The 18959-nt window shown below is 74.7% G+C and carries 15 protein-coding genes; 9 read left to right on the top strand and 6 right to left on the bottom strand.

Going from position 1 to position 18959, the window contains the following annotated elements:
• Position 1 precedes the first annotated feature (1 nt).
• The gene (purT, locus tag G6556_RS07730) at positions 2 to 1222 is read right to left on the bottom strand and encodes a formate-dependent phosphoribosylglycinamide formyltransferase (RefSeq protein WP_346774777.1); all 1221 of its coding nucleotides are present in this window, start codon (positions 1220 to 1222) and stop codon (positions 2 to 4) included.
• A gap of 143 nt (positions 1223 to 1365) precedes the next feature.
• Here purT and G6556_RS07725 point away from each other — a divergent pair, with 143 nt between their 5' ends.
• Both G6556_RS07725 and G6556_RS07720 read left to right on the top strand, forming a co-directional pair.
• Positions 1366 to 2124, top strand: coding sequence for a VTT domain-containing protein (locus G6556_RS07725; RefSeq protein ID WP_166940080.1), 759 nt, complete (start codon positions 1366 to 1368; stop codon positions 2122 to 2124).
• Between the two features lie 32 nt (positions 2125 to 2156).
• Positions 2157 to 2924 (top strand): HAD-IIA family hydrolase, encoded by a 768-nt coding sequence (locus G6556_RS07720; protein ID WP_166940086.1) that lies wholly within the window; start codon positions 2157 to 2159, stop codon positions 2922 to 2924.
• A gap of 103 nt (positions 2925 to 3027) precedes the next feature.
• Here the strand turns inward: G6556_RS07720 and pyrE are convergent, their stop codons facing one another.
• Positions 3028 to 3606 (bottom strand): orotate phosphoribosyltransferase, encoded by a 579-nt coding sequence (pyrE, locus tag G6556_RS07715; protein ID WP_166940078.1) that lies wholly within the window; start codon positions 3604 to 3606, stop codon positions 3028 to 3030.
• A gap of 31 nt (positions 3607 to 3637) precedes the next feature.
• Entirely contained in the window at positions 3638 to 4414 is a 777-nt protein-coding gene (locus G6556_RS07710) for an SDR family NAD(P)-dependent oxidoreductase (protein WP_166940076.1), read from the bottom strand.
• Positions 4415 to 4503: 89 nt separating this feature from the next.
• Here G6556_RS07710 and G6556_RS07705 point away from each other — a divergent pair, with 89 nt between their 5' ends.
• The 3 genes from G6556_RS07705 (at position 4504) to G6556_RS07695 (ending at position 6905) form a co-directional block, all read left to right on the top strand.
• Entirely contained in the window at positions 4504 to 5301 is a 798-nt protein-coding gene (locus G6556_RS07705; RefSeq protein WP_166940074.1) for an exodeoxyribonuclease III, read from the top strand.
• An 85-nt stretch (positions 5302 to 5386) separates the two neighbouring features.
• Positions 5387 to 6235, top strand: a complete 849-nt coding sequence (locus G6556_RS07700; protein WP_166940072.1) for a DUF4190 domain-containing protein — start codon at positions 5387 to 5389, stop codon at positions 6233 to 6235.
• Between the two features lies 1 nt (position 6236).
• The gene (locus tag G6556_RS07695) at positions 6237 to 6905 is read left to right on the top strand and encodes a DUF4190 domain-containing protein (RefSeq protein WP_346774776.1); all 669 of its coding nucleotides are present in this window, start codon (positions 6237 to 6239) and stop codon (positions 6903 to 6905) included.
• Positions 6906 to 6917: 12 nt separating this feature from the next.
• On the opposite strand, the gene G6556_RS07690 is transcribed toward G6556_RS07695, so the two are convergent.
• Positions 6918 to 7577: a TetR/AcrR family transcriptional regulator gene (locus G6556_RS07690; RefSeq protein WP_166940070.1), complete on the bottom strand. Its 660-nt coding sequence runs from the start codon at positions 7575 to 7577 to the stop codon at positions 6918 to 6920.
• A gap of 157 nt (positions 7578 to 7734) precedes the next feature.
• On the opposite strand from G6556_RS07690, the gene G6556_RS07685 reads away from it, so the two are divergent.
• Together G6556_RS07685 and G6556_RS07680 are read left to right on the top strand one after the other, a co-directional pair.
• Positions 7735 to 10005 carry a glycoside hydrolase family 3 C-terminal domain-containing protein gene (locus G6556_RS07685; protein ID WP_166940068.1) on the top strand — a complete coding sequence of 757 codons (2271 nt, stop codon included), beginning with the start codon at positions 7735 to 7737 and terminating at the stop codon, positions 10003 to 10005.
• 198 nt (positions 10006 to 10203) lie between these two features.
• Positions 10204 to 11295, top strand: coding sequence for an FAD-dependent oxidoreductase (locus G6556_RS07680; RefSeq protein WP_166940066.1), 1092 nt, complete (start codon positions 10204 to 10206; stop codon positions 11293 to 11295).
• A gap of 130 nt (positions 11296 to 11425) precedes the next feature.
• On the opposite strand, the gene G6556_RS07675 is transcribed toward G6556_RS07680, so the two are convergent.
• The gene (locus G6556_RS07675; RefSeq protein ID WP_166940064.1) at positions 11426 to 12103 is read right to left on the bottom strand and encodes a DedA family protein; all 678 of its coding nucleotides are present in this window, start codon (positions 12101 to 12103) and stop codon (positions 11426 to 11428) included.
• Positions 12104 to 12237: 134 nt separating this feature from the next.
• Positions 12238 to 14838: an ATP-dependent chaperone ClpB gene (gene clpB, locus G6556_RS07670; RefSeq protein ID WP_166940062.1), complete on the bottom strand. Its 2601-nt coding sequence runs from the start codon at positions 14836 to 14838 to the stop codon at positions 12238 to 12240.
• Between the two features lie 756 nt (positions 14839 to 15594).
• On the opposite strand from clpB, the gene G6556_RS07665 reads away from it, so the two are divergent.
• A complete protein-coding gene (locus G6556_RS07665) occupies positions 15595 to 17253 on the top strand; it encodes a glycosyltransferase family 2 protein (RefSeq protein ID WP_166940060.1) in 1659 nt (552 codons plus the stop codon).
• On the top strand, positions 17246 to 18959 hold a 1714-nt coding region (locus tag G6556_RS07660), incomplete at its 3' end, for a glycosyl hydrolase (RefSeq protein WP_166940058.1). The genes G6556_RS07665 and G6556_RS07660, both read left to right, overlap by 8 nt.

The following is an 18959-nucleotide window of genomic DNA, read 5'->3' as shown; positions in this document are numbered from 1 at the left end:
GTCACAGCAGGTCGACGGTCAGCGCCACCGCGGCGTCCCGGGCGCGCTCGCGGGCCTGCTCGACGTCGCCGCCGCGGGCGACCGTGACCGCGACCCGCCGCCGGCCCGCGACGGAGGGCTTGCCGAACAGCCGGACCTGCGCGGTCGGCACCGCGAGCGCCGCGTCGACGCCGGAGAACCGCGGTACCCCGGTGCCCTCGGCGAGCACGGCGCAGGAGGCGGCGGGCCCGAGCGCCAGGACGTCGCCCACGGGCAGCCCGAGCACGGCGCGCGCGTGCAGCGCGAACTCCGACAGGTCCTGGGACGCGAGCGTGACGAGGCCGGTGTCGTGCGGGCGCGGCGACACCTCGGAGAACAGCACCCGGTCCCCCACGACGAACAGCTCGACGCCGAACAGCCCCCAGCCGCCGAGCGCGTCGGTCACGGCGGCCGCGACCCGCTGCGCCTCGGCGAGCGTGCCGGGCGGCAGCGGGGCGGGCTGCCAGGACTCCCGGTAGTCGCCGTCGACCTGCACGTGGCCGACGGGGTCGCAGAACGTGGTGCCGCCGGCGTGCCGGACGGTGAGCAGGGTGATCTCGGAGTCGAACCGCACGAAGCCCTCGACGATCACCCGCACCGGGGCGCCGCCGTCGCCCGTGGCCCGCCCGCCCGACTGCGCGTACGCCCACGCCCCCTCGACGTCGTCCGCGGTGCGCACCACGGACTGCCCCTTGCCCGAGGAGGACATGACCGGCTTCACGACGCACGGCAGCCCGACCTCGTCCACGGCCGCCCGGAGCGACCCGAGGTCGTCGACGAACCGGTACGGCGAGGTGGGCAGCCCGAGCTCCTCGGCGGCCAGCCGCCGGATCCCCTCGCGGTCCATGGTGAGCACGGTGGCGCGGGCGGTGGGGACGACCCGGACGCCGGACGCCTCGACCTCCGCGAGCACGTGCGTCGCGATCGCCTCGATCTCCGGGACCACGACGTGCGGGCGCTCGGCGTCGAGGACGGCCCGCAGCGCGGCGGGGTCGAGCATGTCGACGACGTGCGACCGGTGCGCGACCTGCATGGCGGGGGCGTCGGGGTACCGGTCGACGGCGACCACCTCGACGCCGAGCCGCTGCAGCTCGATCGCGACCTCCTTGCCGAGCTCGCCGGAGCCGAGCAGCAGGACGCGGGTCGCGCCGGGCGTGAGCGGGGTGCCGAGGACGCCGGGCTCGCCGGTCTGCGGGGAGGTCACGGCCGCCATCCTGTCGCACCGCGCCGGCACCCGGGCACCCGTACCCCCGGCCGGTTGCCGCACCCGCACCCGCCGCCGCACCCGCACACGACCTGCACGCCCCGGGCCCGGCGTCCCGGGCCCGGCCCCGTACGCTGAACCCCATGCCTGCGTCAGCCGCGCTCGTGTCGCTCGTCCCTGCCCTCGGCGCCCAGCCCGCGCTGCTGCCGGACTGGCTCGACGCCGAGCACCTCATCTCCTCGTTCGGCTCGTACGCGCTGATCGGGATCGTCGTCGTCGTCTTCATCGAGACCGGGCTGCTGTTCCCGCTGCTGCCCGGCGACTCGCTGCTGTTCACCGCGGGCGCCCTCGTCGCCCAGGACGCGCTCGACTTCCCGCTGTGGCTGCTGTGCGTGCTGCTGTTCGCGGCGGCGTTCCTCGGCGACCAGGTGGCCTACTTCATCGGCAACAAGGTGGGGCCGAAGCTGTTCCGCCGGCCGGACTCGAAGATCTTCAAGCAGCAGTACATCGACCAGACGTACGCGTACTTCGACAAGTACGGCGGCCGGACCGTGATCCTGGCCCGGTTCGTGCCGATCGTGCGCACCTACGCCCCGGTCGCGGCGGGCGTCGGCGGCATGCGGTACCGCACGTTCGTCTCGTACAACGTCATCGGGGCGCTGCTGTGGGGCGTCGGCATCACGGTGCTGGGCTACCTGCTCGGCACGATCTCGTTCGTCCGGGACAACATCGAGGCCCTGGCCGTCCTGATCGTGCTGGTCTCGGTGATCCCGGTCGGCATCGAGCTGTGGCGCGGGCGCCGGGCGGCGAAGCGCGGCGAGGTCACCGCGGACGGCCGCGACCAGCGGTACGACGAGGACGCCGAGCGGGCCGCCGTGGAGCGGAAGGCGTTCGACCAGTGACCGCCCGCCCGATCGCGTCCTGGCTGTCCGACATGGACGGCGTGCTGGTGCACGAGGGCGTGGCCCTGCCCGGTGCGCCGGAGTTCGTGCGCGCGCTGCGGGACGGCGACCACCCGTTCCTCGTGCTCACGAACAACTCGATTTTCACGCCGCGCGACCTGCGCGCCCGCCTCGCCGCGTCGGGCATCGACCTCGCCGAGGAGTCCCTGTGGACCTCGGCGCTGGCGACCGCGCAGTTCCTCACGGACCAGGAGCCCGGCGGCTCGGCGTACGTCATCGGCGAGGCCGGCCTGACGACCGCGCTGTACGAGGCCGGCTACACGCTGACCTCCGCGGACCCGGACTTCGTGGTGCTGGGCGAGACCCGGACCTACTCGTTCGAGGCGATCACCCGCGCGATCCGGCTGATCCAGGGCGGTGCCCGGTTCATCGCGACCAACCCGGACGTCACCGGCCCGAGCCAGGAGGGCGACCTGCCGGCCACGGGCGCGGTGGCCGCGATGATCACCGCGGCGACGGGGCGGCAGCCGTACTTCGTCGGCAAGCCGAACCCCATGATGATCCGGTCCGCGCTCAACCGGATCGACGCGCACTCCGAGACGACCGCGATGATCGGCGACCGGATGGACACCGATGTCGTCGCCGGCATCGAGGCGGGGCTGCGGACGTTCCTCGTGCTCACCGGGTCGACCCGCACCGAGGACCTGGTGCGCTACCCGTTCCGGCCGACGCAGGTGCTGGACTCGGTGGCGGACCTGGTCGACCGCGTGCCGGAGTGGGCGGAGTCGTACGGGGCCTGACCCAGGACCGCTGATGGCCACCGGATCGTCGCGCCACCCACCGGAGGACCGGGTGGTGACGCGACGACCGGGTGGGAACCGGGCCGGGCCGGCGCCCGGCGGCTCAGGCCAGGCCGAGGTCCGTCAGGTCGAACAGGAAGTGGTACGGCACGCCGAGCGCCTCGATCTTCTCCCGGGCCCCGGTGGCGCGGTCGACGATGACGGCGACGCCGCGGACGTCCGCCCCGGCCTCCCGCGCGGCCTCGACGGCCGCGATCGGCGAGGCGCCGGTGGTCGAGGTGTCCTCGAGCACGACGACCGGCCGTCCCGCGATGTCCGGGCCCTCGATGCGGCGCTGCATGCCGTGCGCCTTGGCCTCCTTGCGGACCACGAACGCGTCGAGGTCCTGCCCGCGGGACGCGGCGGCGTGCAGCAGCGCGGTGGCGACCGGGTCGGCGCCGAGCGTCAGGCCGCCGACGGCCTCGACGTCGGCCGTGCCCAGGCCGACCTCCTCGAGCCGGTCGAGCAGCACGTGGCCGATCAGCGGCGCGGCGCGGTGGTGCAGGGTCACCCGGCGCAGGTCGACGTAGTAGTCGGCCTCGCGGCCGGAGGACAGCGTGACCCGGCCGCGCACGACGGCCAGCTCGACGATGAGGTCGCGGAGCTGCTCGCGGGGCGTCGGGGAGAGGGAGGAGGTCGTCACGGCCGCCAGCGTAGCGAGGCCGCGGCGCGGCTCAGTCCCCGGGGGCGCGGTCCGGGCGGCGCGAGGACAGCGCGCGCAGCGCGGAGCGCGGCAGCACGCGCAGCGCGCCCGACGCGACCCGGTACCGCAGGCTCGGGGTGGACAGCACCGCCCCGCGCCGGACGTCCGCGAGCGCCGTGGCCACGACCCGGTCGGCGGACAGCCAGGCCAGCGACGGGTACGCCTGCTCGGCGCGCAGGCCGGCGCGCTCGTGGAACTCGGTGTGGGTCAGGCCCGGGGACACCACGGTCGCGGTGACGCCGGTGCCCGCGAGCTCGGCCGCCAGGCCCTCGGTGAAGGTTCGCACCCACGCCTTGTGCGCGGAGTAGGTGCCGGACGTCATGAGGGCCGCGACGGAGCCGACGTTGAGGATCGCGCCGCGCCCGCGCTGGACCATGGCGCCGGCCGCGGCGTGCGACAGCACGAGCACCCCGCGGACCATGAGCTCGAGGGCCGCCTCCTGCGTCGCCAGGTCGCTGCCGACGAACCGCTGCCCGAGGCCGACGCCCGCGTTGTTCACGAGCAGCCCGACCGGGCGCTCGGCGGCACGCAGCCGCTCGGCGACCCGCTCCAGGTCGTCGCGGTCGGTCAGGTCGGCCCGCAGCACCTCGGCGTCCACGCCGGCCGCGGCGCGGAGCTGGGCGGCGAGGCGCTCGAGCCGCTCGCCGTCGCGGGCGACGAGGACGACGTCGTGCCGGGCCGTGGCGAGCTGCCAGGCGAACTCGAGCCCCAGGCCGGAGCTCGCGCCCGTGATCAGTGCGGTTCCCATGCCGCCACCCTACGGTCGCGGACCCCCCGTCGCCCGGGTGCCGGTACCCGGTTCCGCGGGTGTCGGGCCCGGCCGGTACCGTGCCGGTCATGCGCCTCGCCACCTGGAACGTGAACTCCGTCCGCACCCGCGTCGACCGCGTGATCGCCTTCCTGGAGCGGACCGGCACGGACGTGCTGGCGATGCAGGAGACCAAGTGCAAGGACGAGCAGTTCCCGCGCGAGGCGTTCGAGGCCGCCGGCTACGAGGTGGTGACGAGCGGCTTCAGCCAGTGGAACGGCGTGGCGATCGCGTCCCGGGTCGGGATCGACGACGTCGAGCACGCGTTCGCCGGCCAGCCCGGCTGGGGCGAGGACCCGGTGACCGAGGCGCGTGCGCTCGGCGCGAGCTGCGGCGGCGTCCGGGTGTGGAGCCTGTACATCCCCAACGGCCGCGAGGTCGGGGACCCGCACTTCGACTACAAGCTGCGCTGGCTGGAGGCGCTCCAGCAGGAGTCGCGCCGGTGGATCGAGGAGGACCCGGCGCTGCCGGTCGCCCTCGTCGGCGACTGGAACGTGGCGCCCCTGGACACGGACGTCTGGGACATCGGCGTGTTCGCCGGCCGGACGCACGTGACGCCCGCCGAGCGCGACGCGTTCCAGGCGTTCGGCGCCGGCGGCTACACCGAGGTGTCCCGGGTGCACGTGCCGGCGGAGCACACCTACACCTACTGGGACTACCAGCAGCTGCGGTTCCCGCGGAACGAGGGCATGCGGATCGACTTCACCTGGGCGTCCCCCGCGCTCGCCCCGCGGGTGACCGGCGTGTCGATCGAGCGGGTCGAGCGCAAGGGCAAGGCGCCGTCGGACCACGTGCCGGTGGTGCTGGACATCGCCGACGCGGCCTGAGCGTCGCGGGCGCGGGCGCGCCCGTCCGGGGGAACCGCGCGGGCGCGCGGCCCGCGGCGGGGTGGCCGCCCGCTAGGTTCGGCGCATGTCGACCCCCGAGCCGGGTCCGCCGGCCTGGCCGGGCGCGGCGCCGTCCTTCCCCGGACCGCCCGTGGCCGCACCCGTGACGCCGCCCGTGGCGCCGCCGGTGGCGCCCCTGCCGCCGTACGGCGCCGCCCCGCCGCCGGCGTGGCTGCCCCGCCCGACCGACGGGCTCGCGATCGCGGCCTTCGTGGTGGCCTGCGCCGGCGTCGCCGTCCCGGTCGCGGGGCCGGTCGCGCTGGGGCTCGGCATCGGTGCGCAGCGCCGGGTCCGCCGCACCGGCGCGCAGGGTCGCGGTCTCGCGGTGGCGGCGACCTGGATCGGCGGCGCCCTGACCGCCCTCACGGTGGTCGCGCTCGCGGTCACCGTCGCGATCGCCGTGGCACCGGCGGGGACGGCCCTGTCGTCCTCCGGCAGCGCGACGGCCGCGGGCGACGCCGACCCCGGGAGCACCCTGCCGTGGTTCGCCCTGACCGACGCGCTGGTCCCCGGCGACTGCCTCGCCGCGACACCCGAGACGTACGACATCTCCGACGGGCACGTCGTCGACTGCGCGGGCGGGCACGGGAGCGAGGTGCTGGAGCGGCTGACGATGGCGGAGCCGGTGCGCGCCGACGTGACGGACCCCGACGCGGCGTACACCGCGCTGCTGGACCGGTGCGCGGGCGTGGTCGAGTCGCTGGTGGACCCCGCCGTGCTGCCGCCGGACTCCTGGGCCGACGTCTACTTCGTGCACCCGGACCAGTACGCCGCCGGCGACCGGTGGGCCTACTGCGTGCTGTCGACCGAGCCGGCGTCCACCGGGTCGGTGCTCACCGGGACGTTCGCGGCCGGGTCCGCGGCGGAGGTGTGACGTGACCGGCCCGTACGGCTACCCCGAGCCGTTCTACGCCCCCGGCTGGACGCCGCCCCCGCCGCCGACCGACGGCGTCTCGGTCGCGGCGCTGGTCACCGGCATGCTGGGCACCGGGCCGGTCGCCCTGGTGCTCGGGCTCGTGGGGCTGCGGCGCACCCGGCCCGCCGCGCCCCGGCCCCGCCGCGGCCGCGGGCTCGCGGTGGCGGGTGTGGTCCTCGGCGCCGTCGCGACGCTCGCCTGGGTCCCGCTGATCGCGGTGCTCGTCGGGTCGGCGGTCGCGTCGCGCCCGCTGCCCGCCGACGTCCCGGCGCCGGTCGACGCGCACGCGGTGCAGCTCGTCCCCGGCAGCTGCCTCGCCGAGGTGCCCGAGGACGGCCCGGTCGACCGGGTGCGCGTGGTGCCGTGCGCCGACCCGCACGCGGCGCAGGTGCTCTCGTCGTACGCCTTCGAGCCCGGGGCCGACTGGCCCGGAGCCGCCGAGGCGTCGGCGCGCGTGGCGGCGTCGTGCACCCTGACGGCTGCGGAGCGCGACCAGGGGACCCGGATGCTCGCGTGGGCGCCGACGGAGGCGTCCTGGGCGCGCGGCGACCGGGCGGGTCTCTGCGTGGCGGTGCCGCCGGCGCCGGTGACCGGCTCCCTGCTGGACGGCACGGCCGCGCCGGCCTAGGACCGACCGGTGCTAGCCGTCGACCTCGACGCCGAGCTCCGCCGCGTCGGCCGGGGTGGCGTCGGCCGCGTCCAGCGGGACGACCAGCTGGTCCTGCACGAACCGCCGCACGACGCCCGCCATGTCGGTCGTCTCGTCGTCCAGCAGCCACTGCACCTGCATGCCGTCCATGAGCGCGATGAGCTGGCGGCCCGCCGGGCCCGGGTCGACGCCCTCGCGGAGCGCCCCCTGGTCGGCGGCGCGGGCGTAGGCGGTCGTCGCGGCGTCCAGCGCGCGGCGGTACCGGTCCTGGAAGTAGGCGTGCGCCGGGTGGTCCGCGGACGTCGCCTCGGCCGACAGCACGGCGTACAGCTCGACGATCCCCCGCCGGGTCGCGTTCAGCGCCACGAGCTCGACGAGGTGCCGCAGGGTCGTGACGCCGTCCGGGCTGTCGGTCTCGAGCCACTCGATGTCGACGTCGTCGCGGTGCTCGAGCACGGCGAGCAGCAGCGACTCCTTGGTCGGGAAGTGGTGCAGCAGGCCGGGGTGCGAGATGCCGCAGCGCGCGGCGATCTCGCGCAGCGACGCCCCGCGGTAGCCGACCTCGCCGAACATGGCCGTCGCCTGGTCGATGATCTCGCGGCGCTTGGCGCGCCCTTTCGCGTAGCCCCGTTGCTGCGTCTCGACGGACATCGTCCCTGCCCCCGTCACCGTGCTCGTGGCGCGCCGGGCGGCGCGTGCTGGACAGGTTCTCACAGGAGGTCGACCGATCCCCGCCGACAACCCGACCAGGCGGTAGGAATCCGCTAGGGTGGCCGCAACAGCCCCACGCACGAGGAGGTGCCCCAGCATGACCGCCGCATTCGACGTCGAGCGCGTCCTGGCCGAGCTCACCCTGGAGGAGAAGGCGGCACTGACGTCCGGCTCCGACTTCTGGCACACCGACGGCGTGGACCGCCTCGGCGTCCCCCGGGTGATGGTGACTGACGGCCCGCACGGCCTCCGCAAGCAGGCCGAGAGCGCCGACCACCTGGGCATCGGCAACTCCGTGCCCGCCACCTGCTTCCCGCCCGCCGCCGCGCTGGCCTCCACCTGGGACGTCGACCTGCTCGACCGCGTCGGCCGCGCGCTGGGCCGGGAGACCCGCGGCAACGAGGTCGCCGTGCTGCTCGGCCCCGGCGTGAACATGAAGCGCTCGCCGCTGTGCGGGCGGAACTTCGAGTACTTCTCCGAGGACCCGGCGCTCGCCGGCGACCTCGGCGCGGCGCTCGTGTCCGGCATCCAGTCCGAGGGCGTCGGCACGTCGCTCAAGCACTTCGCCGCGAACAACCAGGAGACGGACCGCATGCGGGTCTCCTCCGACGTGGACGAGCGCACGCTCCGCGAGATCTACCTCCCGGCCTTCGAGCGCGTGGTCACGCGGGCGCAGCCGTGGACGGTCATGTGCTCGTACAACAGGATCAACGGCACCTACGCCTCCCAGGACCCCTGGCTGCTGACCGAGGTGCTGCGCGACGAGTGGGGCTTCGAGGGCCTGGTCGTGTCCGACTGGGGCGCCGTGGTCGACCGCGTCGCCGCCGTCGCCGCGGGGCTCGACCTGGAGATGCCGGCCACCGGCGGTCGCACGGACGCGCTGGTCGTCGACGCGGTGAAGAACGGCCGGCTGGACGAGGCCGTGCTCGACACGGCGGTGCGCCGGGTGCTGGCGATGATCGCCCGGGCGCAGCCCGCGCTGGCGGAGCCCGGCCCGATCGACGTCGAGGCGCACCACGCGCTGGCGCGCGAGGCCGCCGCGGACGGCTCGGTGCTGCTGAAGAACGCGGTCGTCGGCGGCGCGCCGGTGCTGCCGCTCTCCCCGGAGGCGGCGGCGCAGGCCGTGGTCATCGGCGAGTTCGCCCGCACCCCGCGCTACCAGGGCGCCGGCTCCTCGCAGGTGAACCCGACCCGCCTGGACGACGCCCTCACCGCGCTGCGGTCGGCGACCGGCACCGAGCTGCGGTTCGCGGCCGGCTTCTCGGTCGCCGGGGTGGAGGGCTCCCAGGACGCCGACGACTCGGCCCTGCTCACGGAGGCCGTCGAGGCCGCCCGCGGCGCCGGGACGGTGCTGCTGTTCCTCGGCCTGCCCGCGCCCGACGAGTCCGAGGGCTACGACCGCACGCACCTCGACCTGCCCGCGAACCAGCTCGCCGTGCTCCGCGCGGTCGCCGAGGTGAACGACCGCGTGGTCGTCGTGCTGGCCAACGGCTCGGCGGTCGCCGTCGAGTGGCAGGACGACGCCGCCGCGGTCCTGGAGACCTGGCTCGGCGGCCAGGCCGGCGGCTCGGCCGTCGCCGACCTGCTGCTCGGCGTCCGGAACCCGTCCGGCAAGCTCGCCGAGACCATCCCGCACCGCGTCGAGGACACCCCCGCGTTCGGGAACTTCCCCGGGGACAACGGCCACGTCCGGTACGGCGAGGGCGTGCTCATCGGCTACCGCTGGTACGACACCCGGCTGCTCGACGTCGCGTACCCGTTCGGCCACGGCCTGTCGTACACGACGTTCGGCTACTCCGACGTCACGGCGACCGGGTCCGGCGAGGGTGCGTCCGCCGCGGTCGACGTGACCGTCACGGTGACCAACACCGGCGACCGCGCCGGCGCTGAGACCGTCCAGGTCTACGTCGGCGACCCGGAGGCGGCCGTGCTGCGCCCGACCCGCGAGCTCAAGGCGTTCGCCAAGGTGACGCTGGAGCCCGGCGAGTCCCGCACGCTGACCTTCGCGCTCGACGCCCGGGACCTGTCGTACTGGCACCCGGGGCTGCGCCGGTGGGTCGTCGGCGGCGGCCGCACCGTGGTCGAGGTCGGCGCGTCGTCCCGCGACATCCGCGGCACGGCCGAGGTGACGGTCACCGGCGAGGCGCTGCACGGCACGCTCACGCCGGACTCCACGGTCAACGAGTGGCTGGCCCACCCGCGCGGCGCCGAGCTGCTCGGGGCCGCGTTCGGCGAGGCCACCGCGGCGCTCGACCCGACGATGCTGGCGATGATGGGCGACATGCCGATGCGCGTCGTCGCGAGCTTCGGCATGGGCGGCTTCGACCTGGACGGCCTGGACGCGCTGGTGGCGCAGGCCGCGGCCTGACGCGCCGGCGGCGCCGCACGCCGCACCCGCCCGCAGGCCCGTCGCGCACCACGCGCGGCGGGCCTGCAGCGTCGGCGGGGGTCGCGCACGTCACGGCGCGACCGGGCCCTGCGTCCCATCCCGGGGCCCGGGGTCGCTGGCAGGCTCGTCAGCACGGGGCCGCGACCGGCGGCCGCGCACGGGCGAGAGGGGTTCGACATGGCAGCGCCGCGGGTCGTCGTGGTCGGGGGCGGGTACGGCGGGACGCGGGTGGCGACGCTGCTCGACGACGTCGCCGACGTGGTGCTCGTCGAGCCCAAGGACGCGTTCGTGCACGCGTCGGCGGCCCTGCGTGCCGCGGTGGACCCGGTCTGGGAGAGCCGGGTGTTCTTCGGCTACGACCGGCTGCTGGAGCGCGGCCGGGTCGTGCACCAGCGGGTCGAGCGGGCCACGTCCTCCGCCGTGCGGCTGGCGGACGGCACGACGGTCGAGGCCGACCACCTGGTGCTGGCCACCGGCACGTCGTACCCGTTCCCCGCCAAGTTCATCGAGTCCGAGACCACGGTGGCGCGGGCGCGGCTCGCCCGGATGCGCGCGGGCCTGGAGCGGACGGAGCGGGTGCTGGTCGTCGGGGCGGGTGCGGTCGGCCTGGAGCTGGTCGGCGAGCTGCTGGACGCGTTCCCGCACCTCGCGATCACGGTGGTCGACCAGGCGGACGACGCCCTGACCACCGGCGACTACGTGCCCGAGCTGCGCGCCGAGGTGCACGCGCAGCTCGACGGGAAGGTCGACTTCCTGCTGGGCTCCCGGCTCGGCTACCTGCCGCCGGTGGACGTCGGCGTGCACGAGCCGTTCGTGGTCGAGACCGAGGCCGGCGAGCGCGTCGAGGCGCAGATGTGGTTCCGCTGCTACGGCAACCTGCCGGCGAGCGACTACCTGGCCGGCGACCTCGCGGGGACGCGCAACGGCCTGGGCGAGGTGCGGGTCGACCCGACGCTGGCGCTGACCGGGCACCCGACGGTGTGGGCGGTCGGCGACATCACCGACGTGCCGGAGTCCAAGCGCGCCTCGGCGGCCCGGGCGCACGCCGAGGTGGTGGCGGCGAACATCCGCGCGACGCTCGACGGCCGGGAGCCGACCGCAACCTACGCCCCGGCACCAGAGCGCATCGTGCTCCCCCTGGGCCGCACCGGCGGCGCCTCCCAGCTCGTCGGCGACGACGGCCTCCGCCACGTGCTGGGCCCCGACGAGACCAGCCGCATGAAGGGCCAGGACCTCTACTCGTCCGCGGTCGCGGAGCTCTTCGGCTGAGCGAGGCCAGTTCGGAGGCTCCCCCGGGTCGTCGTGGTGCCCGCCGGGGGCCTCCGGGGACCCGCGCACACCTCCGGCCGCGCTCGGAGCCTCCGAGGGGAGGCGCCGGGATCCGCCGCGTGCGGGGCGGTCAGCCCTCGGCGGTGGTGCGGCGGCGGCGGAGGCGGGTCCAGACGAAGCGGACCACCACGATCACGATGGCCGCGTACACGGCGTAGTTGATGTAGTCGGAGTAGTGCCCGACGTCCTGCCACTGGGAACCGAGCAGGTACCCGCCGACGATCAGCAGGCTGTTCCACACGGCGCTGCCGATCGCGGTGTAGAGCAGGAACCGCACCTGCGGCATCCGCTCCAGGCCCGCGGGGACCGACACCAGCGAGCGGACGATCGGCACGCACCGGCCGATGAGCACCGCGGCGCCGCCGTGCCGGTCGAACCACGCCTCGGCCTTGTCGAGGTCCTCGACCTCCATCAGCGGGATCCGCTCCAGCCAGCGGCGCAGCCGCGCGCGGCCGAACCACGCGCCCAGGCCGTAGAGCACCCAGGCGCCGGCGACCGCGCCGAGGGTGGCGGCGACGATCGCCCACACGAGGCTCATCTGCCCCTGGCTGGCGACGTAGCCGGCGACGGGCAGCACGACCTCGGACGGGATCGGCGGGAACAGGTTCTCCAGCGCGACGACGAGCCCGACCCCGGCGGGGCCGAGCGTCTCGATCACGCCGACGACCCAGCCGGCCAGGCCCGTGAGCTCGGGCGCGGCGTCGGAGGCGGCGGGCGCGCGGGCGGCCAGGGCGAGGGTCGCGTTCATCGCGGTCGATCGTCGCACGCGACCCGGCCCCGGGCCTGGGCGGACGCCGGTCCGGCGTGCGAGGCGCACAGGTCCTGCACACCTCGCACACCGGACATCGCGGACACGTGGCGCGAGCGCGCCGCCCGCGGGGCTCAGGCCCGGGTCAGCTCCAGGCCGCCGTCCGCCGCGCGCGTGACCCGCACGGTGTCGCCGTCGCGCACCTCGCCCGCGAGCAGCAGCCGGGCCAGCCGGTCGCCGATCTCCCGCTGGACGAGCCGGCGCAGCGGCCGGGCGCCGTACGCCGGGTCGAAGCCCTCGATCGCCAGCCACTCGCGCGCGGCCGGCTCGACGTCGAGCACGAGCCGCCGGTCCCGCAGCCGCGCCGCGAGGGCCGCGACCTGCAGGTCGACGATCCGGCCGATCTCCTCGAGCGACAGCGGGTCGAACAGCACGATGTCGTCGAGCCGGTTGAGGAACTCCGGCTTGAACGCCGCGCGCACGGCGTCCATCACGCCGGCCTTCCGCTGCTCGGGGTCGAGCAGCGGGTCGACCAGGTGCTGCGAGCCGAGGTTGGACGTCAGCACGAGGATGACGTTCCGGAAGTCGACCGTGCGCCCCTGGCCGTCGGTGAGCCGGCCGTCGTCGAGCACCTGCAGCAGGATGTCGAACACCTCGGGGTGCGCCTTCTCGACCTCGTCCAGCAGCAGCACCGAGTACGGGCGCCGGCGGACGGCCTCGGTGAGCTGGCCGCCCTCCTCGTAGCCGACGTAGCCCGGGGGCGCCCCGATGAGGCGCGCGACGGAGTGCCGCTCGGCGTACTCGGACATGTCGATCCGCACCATGGCGCGCTCGTCGTCGAACAGGAAGTCCGCGAGCGCCTTGGCGAGCTCGGTCTTGCCGACGCCGGTGGGGCCGAGGAACAGGAACGAGCCGGTCGGCCGGTCGGGGTCCGCGATGCCCGCGCGCGAGCGCCGCACGGCGTCCGACACGGCGGCGACCGCCGCGGACTGCCCGATGAGCCGCTCGCCGATGACCTGCTCCATCCGGAGCAGCTTCGCGGTCTCCCCCTCGAGCAGCCGCCCGGCGGGGATGCCGGTCCACATGGCGACGACCTCGGCGATCTCGTCCGGGCCGACCTTGTCGGCGATCATCGGGGCCTGCGCCTCGGCGGCCGCGGCGTCGGCCTCGCGCTCGCTCGCCTCCGCCTCCGCGATCTCCTTCTCGACGGCCGGGATCTCGCCGTACTGCAGCCGGGCCGCGGCGGCGAGGTCGCCCTCGCGCAGCAGCCGGTCGGCGGTCGAGCGGAGGTCGTCCAGGCGGGCCTTGAGGTCGCCGACCAGGTTGTGCCCGGCCTTCTCCTTCTCCCAGCGCGCGGTCAGCCCCGCGAGCTCCTCGCGGCGGTCGGCCAGGTCGGCGCGGAGCTTCTCCAGCCGCTCGCGGGAGGCCGGGTCGTCCGCCTCGGACAGCACGACCTCCTCCATCTCCAGCCGGGTGACGGCGCGCTGCAGCTCGTCGATCTCGACCGGGGAGGAGTCGAGCTCCATCCGCAGCCGGGACGCGGCCTCGTCGACCAGGTCGATCGCCTTGTCCGGGAGCTGGCGGCCGGTGATGTACCGGTCGGACAGCGTGGCGGCGGCGACCAGCGCGGCGTCGGCGATCGTCACCTTGTGGTGCGCCTCGTACCGCTCCTTGAGGCCGCGCAGGATCGCGACCGTGTCCTCCACGGACGGCTCGCCGACGAACACCTGCTGGAACCGGCGCTCCAGGGCGGGGTCCTTCTCGATCCGCTCGCGGTACTCGTCGAGCGTGGTGGCGCCGACCAGGCGGAGCTCGCCGCGGGCCAGCATGGGCTTGAGCATGTTGCCCGCGTCCATCGCGCCCTCCCCGCCGGCGCCCGCGCCCACGACGGTGTGCAGCTCGTCGATGAACGTGACGACCTCGCCCTCGGAGGAGGTGATCTCCTCCAGGACGGCCTTGAGCCGCTCCTCGAACTCGCCGCGGTACTTCGCGCCGGCGACCATCGCCGCCAGGTCGAGCGAGACCAGGCGCTTGCCGCGCAGCGACTCCGGCACATCGCCGGCGACGATGCGCTGCGCGAGCCCCTCGACGACGGCGGTCTTGCCGACGCCCGGCTCGCCGATGAGCACCGGGTTGTTCTTGGTCCGGCGGGACAGCACCTGGATGACCCGGCGGATCTCGGCGTCCCGGCCGATCACCGGGTCGAGCCGCCCGCCGCGGGCGCGCTGCGTGAGGTCGACGCCGTACTGCTCCAGGGCCTTGTAGGTGCCCTCGGGGTTCGGGCTGGTCACCCGGGCGGAGCCGCGGACCGACGGCAGCGCGGCGGCGAGCGCGTCGCGGGACGCGCCCTGGGCGCGCAGGGCGTCGGCGACGCCGGTCTGCCCGGCGGCGAGGCCGAGCAGCAGGTGCTCGGTCGACACGTAGTCGTCACCGAGGGTGCGCGCCTCCGCGGAGGCCGCCTCGATCGCGGCCGCGGTGGCCCGGGAGGCGGTCGGCTGCGCGACGGACGAGCCGCTGGCGGCGGGCAGGTTCACCAGGATCGCGCGCACGGCGCGGCCGAGCGCCTGGCGGTCGGCGCCCACGGCGTCGAGCAGGCCGTTCGCCACGCCGCCCTCCTGGGCGAGCAGCGCGTTCAGCAGGTGGGCGGGCTCCAGCTGGGGGTTCCCCGCGGCCGACGCCTGCTGGATGGCGTCGCCGATCGCCTCCTGCGACTTGGTGGTGAGCTTCGCGTCCAACGTCCCCTCCGTGCGTCCGGGTGGCGGCGGCCGGTCGGCCGCGCGCAGCGTGCGTGCGTGGTGCCCCGCGGGTCTGCGCGGGACGTCCGGTGCAACGCCGAGCAAGTTGAGCCTATTCCGCTCAACTCTGCGCGTCGAGCCGGGACGCGCGTCCCGGTGCAGGTGGGGCCGGGGTCGCACGGGGCGGCACCTGGTCTGCCCGGCGAGCGTCGAGGGACCACGACGAGGGCACCTGGCACCGCACGACCAGTCGGGTGACGTCGTGTCATAGCACCGGTTGACTCTGACGGGCGTCACCGGCTGTTGTGACCGGCTTCACGCGGCCGACTTCCTTACGACACATCCCCGCAACGCGCGACACGCGGGCTGACCAGCGCGGCCACTGAAGCGCTTCCCCGGTCCGGACATGTCCGACTTGCACGACTGTGATCTGCGCATTTGCGGGCAATCCGGACACCTTCGCTGTGATCCATCTCACAAACGGTGCCCGATTTGCCGGGTGCGAGTTGCGCGACGGCGGTCGCGTCCAACACGCTGGGCCCACTCCAGGCCGGGAGCACAACCGGCGCACAGACACCACCCGATCGTCTCGTCGCCGCCCGTCCGAACGGGTGACACCCCCGTCCTTCCCCGCCCTCGCACCTGTCACAGAGGCCCCGTCGCCTCCGACCCGGGACAGCGCTTCCACGTCCCCCGTCCACCGCCGCGTCACCGTCGCCGCTGGCTCCCCCTCCCGAACCAGCGCCGAGGTGAGCGATGTTCATCTTCATCCTGCAGATCCGGCACATGCTCGACGAGCAGGCCGAGCTGTACCTCTTCACGATCTTCTCCGGGCTCGTCTGGGCCCTGTGGCTGCTCAAGGTGGGCCTGTCCCGCCGGTACCGCCCGTGGACCGAGGAGCACCACGAGACGACCTCCGTGATCGTCCCCGTGGTCGACGAGCCGCTCGACCTGTTCCGCGACGTGCTGACGCGCGTGACCGAGCAGCGCCCCGACGAGGTCATCGTCGTCATCAACGGCAAGCGCAACCCCGACCTCGAGGCCGTGTGCGAGGAGTTCGCGCCGCTCGTGCAGTGGGTGCACACCCCGATCCCGGGCAAGCGGAACGCCGTGAAGATCGGCACCGAGATGTCGAGGTACGACATCACCGTGCTGCTCGACTCGGACACGGTCTGGACGCCGGGCACGCTGCCCGAGCTGATCAAGCCGTTCAAGGACGCCAACGTCGGCGGCGTCACCACCCGGCAGCGCATCCTCGAGCCGACGCGCTCCTGGATCACCCGCTGGGCGGACTGGCTGGAGAACTCCCGCTCGCTCTACTCGATGCCCGCGCAGTCCGTGCTGGGCCAGGTGGGCTGCCTCCCCGGCCGCACCATCGCGTTCCGCCGGCACATCCTCATCGACGTCATGGACGACTTCATGACGCAGCGGTTCATGGGCGTCTTCCTCGAGGTGTCCGACGACCGCACCCTGACGAACCTGACCCTCAAGCAGGGGTACCGGACCGTCTACCAGCACACGAGCCTCGTCTACACCGACGCCCCGCTGCAGGTGAAGAAGCTGTTCAAGCAGCAGCTCCGCTGGGCCCGCGGCTCGCAGTACAACACGCTGCGGATGCTGCCCTGGATGCTCGGGCACGCGCCGATCCTCGCGATCTTCTTCCTCACCGACATCCTGCTGCCGTTCCTGCTCGTCGGGACGATCGCCGGCTGGATCTACCGCTCCGTCAGCGGCACGGGCGTCAACCTCTACGAGGCGATGCTCGAGACCTACGGCGCGCAGGCCGGCTGGTTCTGGGTCATCGGCCTGATGGTCGTGTCCTCGGTGCTGTCCATGGCGATCCGGCAGATCCGGCACCTGCAGGAGGTTCCCGGCGACTTCTTCCGGCTGCCGATCTTCATCATCGTCTCGACGTTCTTCCTCATGCCCGTCCGCCTGCTCGGCTTCCTGCGCATGGCGCACGCCTCCGGCTGGGGCACCCGTGCCGGCGCCTACGCCGGTGGCGACCCGGGCTTCTCCGAGGAGACGCCGCGGGACTCGTCCCTCGAGGCCGAGCTCGGCCTGATGTCCGGCACCGCACCGGTCGACGTCGTCGACCGTCCCGGCGGCGGGTTCCCGACGCAGCGGGACCACGCCACGGACCCGGGCACCCCGGTCCACGCGCACGTCTCGCCCGCCGCCCTCGCGGCGGGTGACGCGCCGGAGAGCACCCCGGCCGCGACCACCGTCCTGGCCCAGCCCCACCTGGCCGCGCCCGACCGGGAGGCCGCGCTCGCCACCCTTCCCGAGAGCTCGCGCCGGCACGCCCGTGCCGCCGCGCCCGCACCCGCCCGCCGGCGGCTCAACCCGCTCGCGGCGATCCCCTACGTGATCGCCGTGGTCCTGTTCGCCCTGGAGGCCCTCCTCTATGTCTGACGCACCGATCCCGCCCAGCGGCAAGCACTGGTGGGCCCCGACGATGGGCCGGATGACCCTCCGCGCCCGCGTCGCGACCGCCGTCATCGTCCTGGCCCTCGTGGCCGTCACCGCCGTCGTGTGGAACCTGCCGACGGTCTCCTCGATCGTCAACGCCCAGGCCGACGAGCCCACCGCCGCGGAGCTCGCGCTCCAGCAGCGGAACGCCGAGCTCGAGGGCCAGCTCCAGTCCAGCCGCGCCCAGGCCGACGCCCTGCGCGAGGTCCTCGGCGACGAGCAGGCGGCCCGCAAGAAGGGCGAGGAGAGCGCGGCGCAGAACCAGGCGCAGCGCGAGGCCGAGGCCGCCGCGGCCGCCGAGGCGGACCAGAAGGCGACCTCCGGGTCGGGCTCCTCGAAGTCCGGCTCCTCGCGCTCGTCCGGCTCGTCCTCCCGCCCGGGCCGCGGCGGCTCGTCCGCGGCGGCCGCCGGCTCCGGCGCCGCCAACCCGACGAACCCGCGCCCGGACAACCCGAGCACCCCGGCCGCGCCCACCAAGCCGAGCGCGCCGAGCAAGGCGGCGCTGGTGAACCCCACCAGCCGCTACTTCGGCATGTACACCGAGCAGGCCCCGTTCAACTGGGCCACGTTCGACGACGCGGCCCAGCAGGTCGGCCGCCAGCAGTCGATGGTCGGCTTCTTCGGCGGCTGGGACGAGTCGTACCGCGCCAACGCGGTGACCCGTGCCTGGCAGCGCGGCATGCTCCCGATGCTCACCTGGGAGTCGCGGCCGATCTCGTCCGGCAACGACGTGGTCGACGAGCCGGACTACACCCTGCCGAAGATCATCAACGGCGACTTCGACGCCTACCTGACGCAGTACGCCAAGGACATCGCGGCCACCGGCCTGCCGCTCGCGATCCGCCTGGACCACGAGATGAACGGCGTCTGGTACCCGTGGGCCGAGCAGACCGGCTCCGGCGCCCCGATCAACGGCAACAACGTCGGCGACTACGTGAAGATGTGGCAGCACGTCCACGACGTCTTCGAGGCCAACGGCGCGAACCAGTACGTCATCTGGGTGTGGGCGCCGAACATCGTCAACAACCTCCCGGCCGCCAACCAGAGCACCGAGTTCCTGCGCTCGCTCTACCCGGGCGACGCGTACGTCGACTGGGTCGGCGTCTCCGGCTACCAGCGCCCGCCGTACAAGGCGGACAACGACGCGACCTTCTCGTACACGTTCGACCGGACGCTGGACCAGCTCCGCGAGATCAGCGACAAGAAGATCCTGCTCGCCGAGGTCGGCGCGTCCGAGGTCGGCGGCACCAAGCCCGCCTGGGTGACGTCCTTCTTCGAGGGCTTCGACCCCGGCCGCAACGACGACGTGATCGGGTTCGCCTGGTTCAACCTCGCGGTGACGACCTACGTCGACGGGCAGCTCGCCACCAACGACTGGCGGGTGGACTCCCGGGCCAACAGCCTCGAGGCGTTCCGGAACGGCCTCGCCGGCACGGCCCGCAACTTCGGCGGCACCGTGCTGGCCTCGGCCCCGGCGGCGACCAGCTCCGCCGCCGCGGCCGCCCCGGCGCCGGCGACCGAGGAGCCGGCGGCCGCGCCCACCGCGTCGCCGTCGCCCACCGCGTCGCCGTCGCCCACCGCGTCGCCGTCGCCCACCCCGGCGCCGACCGCCGCGCCCAGCGCGTCGGTCGGCGCCGGGGTGGGCGACG

Source organism: Cellulomonas sp. IC4_254 (assembly GCF_011603975.1).
Lineage (GTDB): Bacteria > Actinomycetota > Actinomycetes > Actinomycetales > Cellulomonadaceae > Cellulomonas.
Note: the sequence above shows the minus strand (reverse complement) of the source record. Positions and strands in the feature narration are given on the sequence as shown.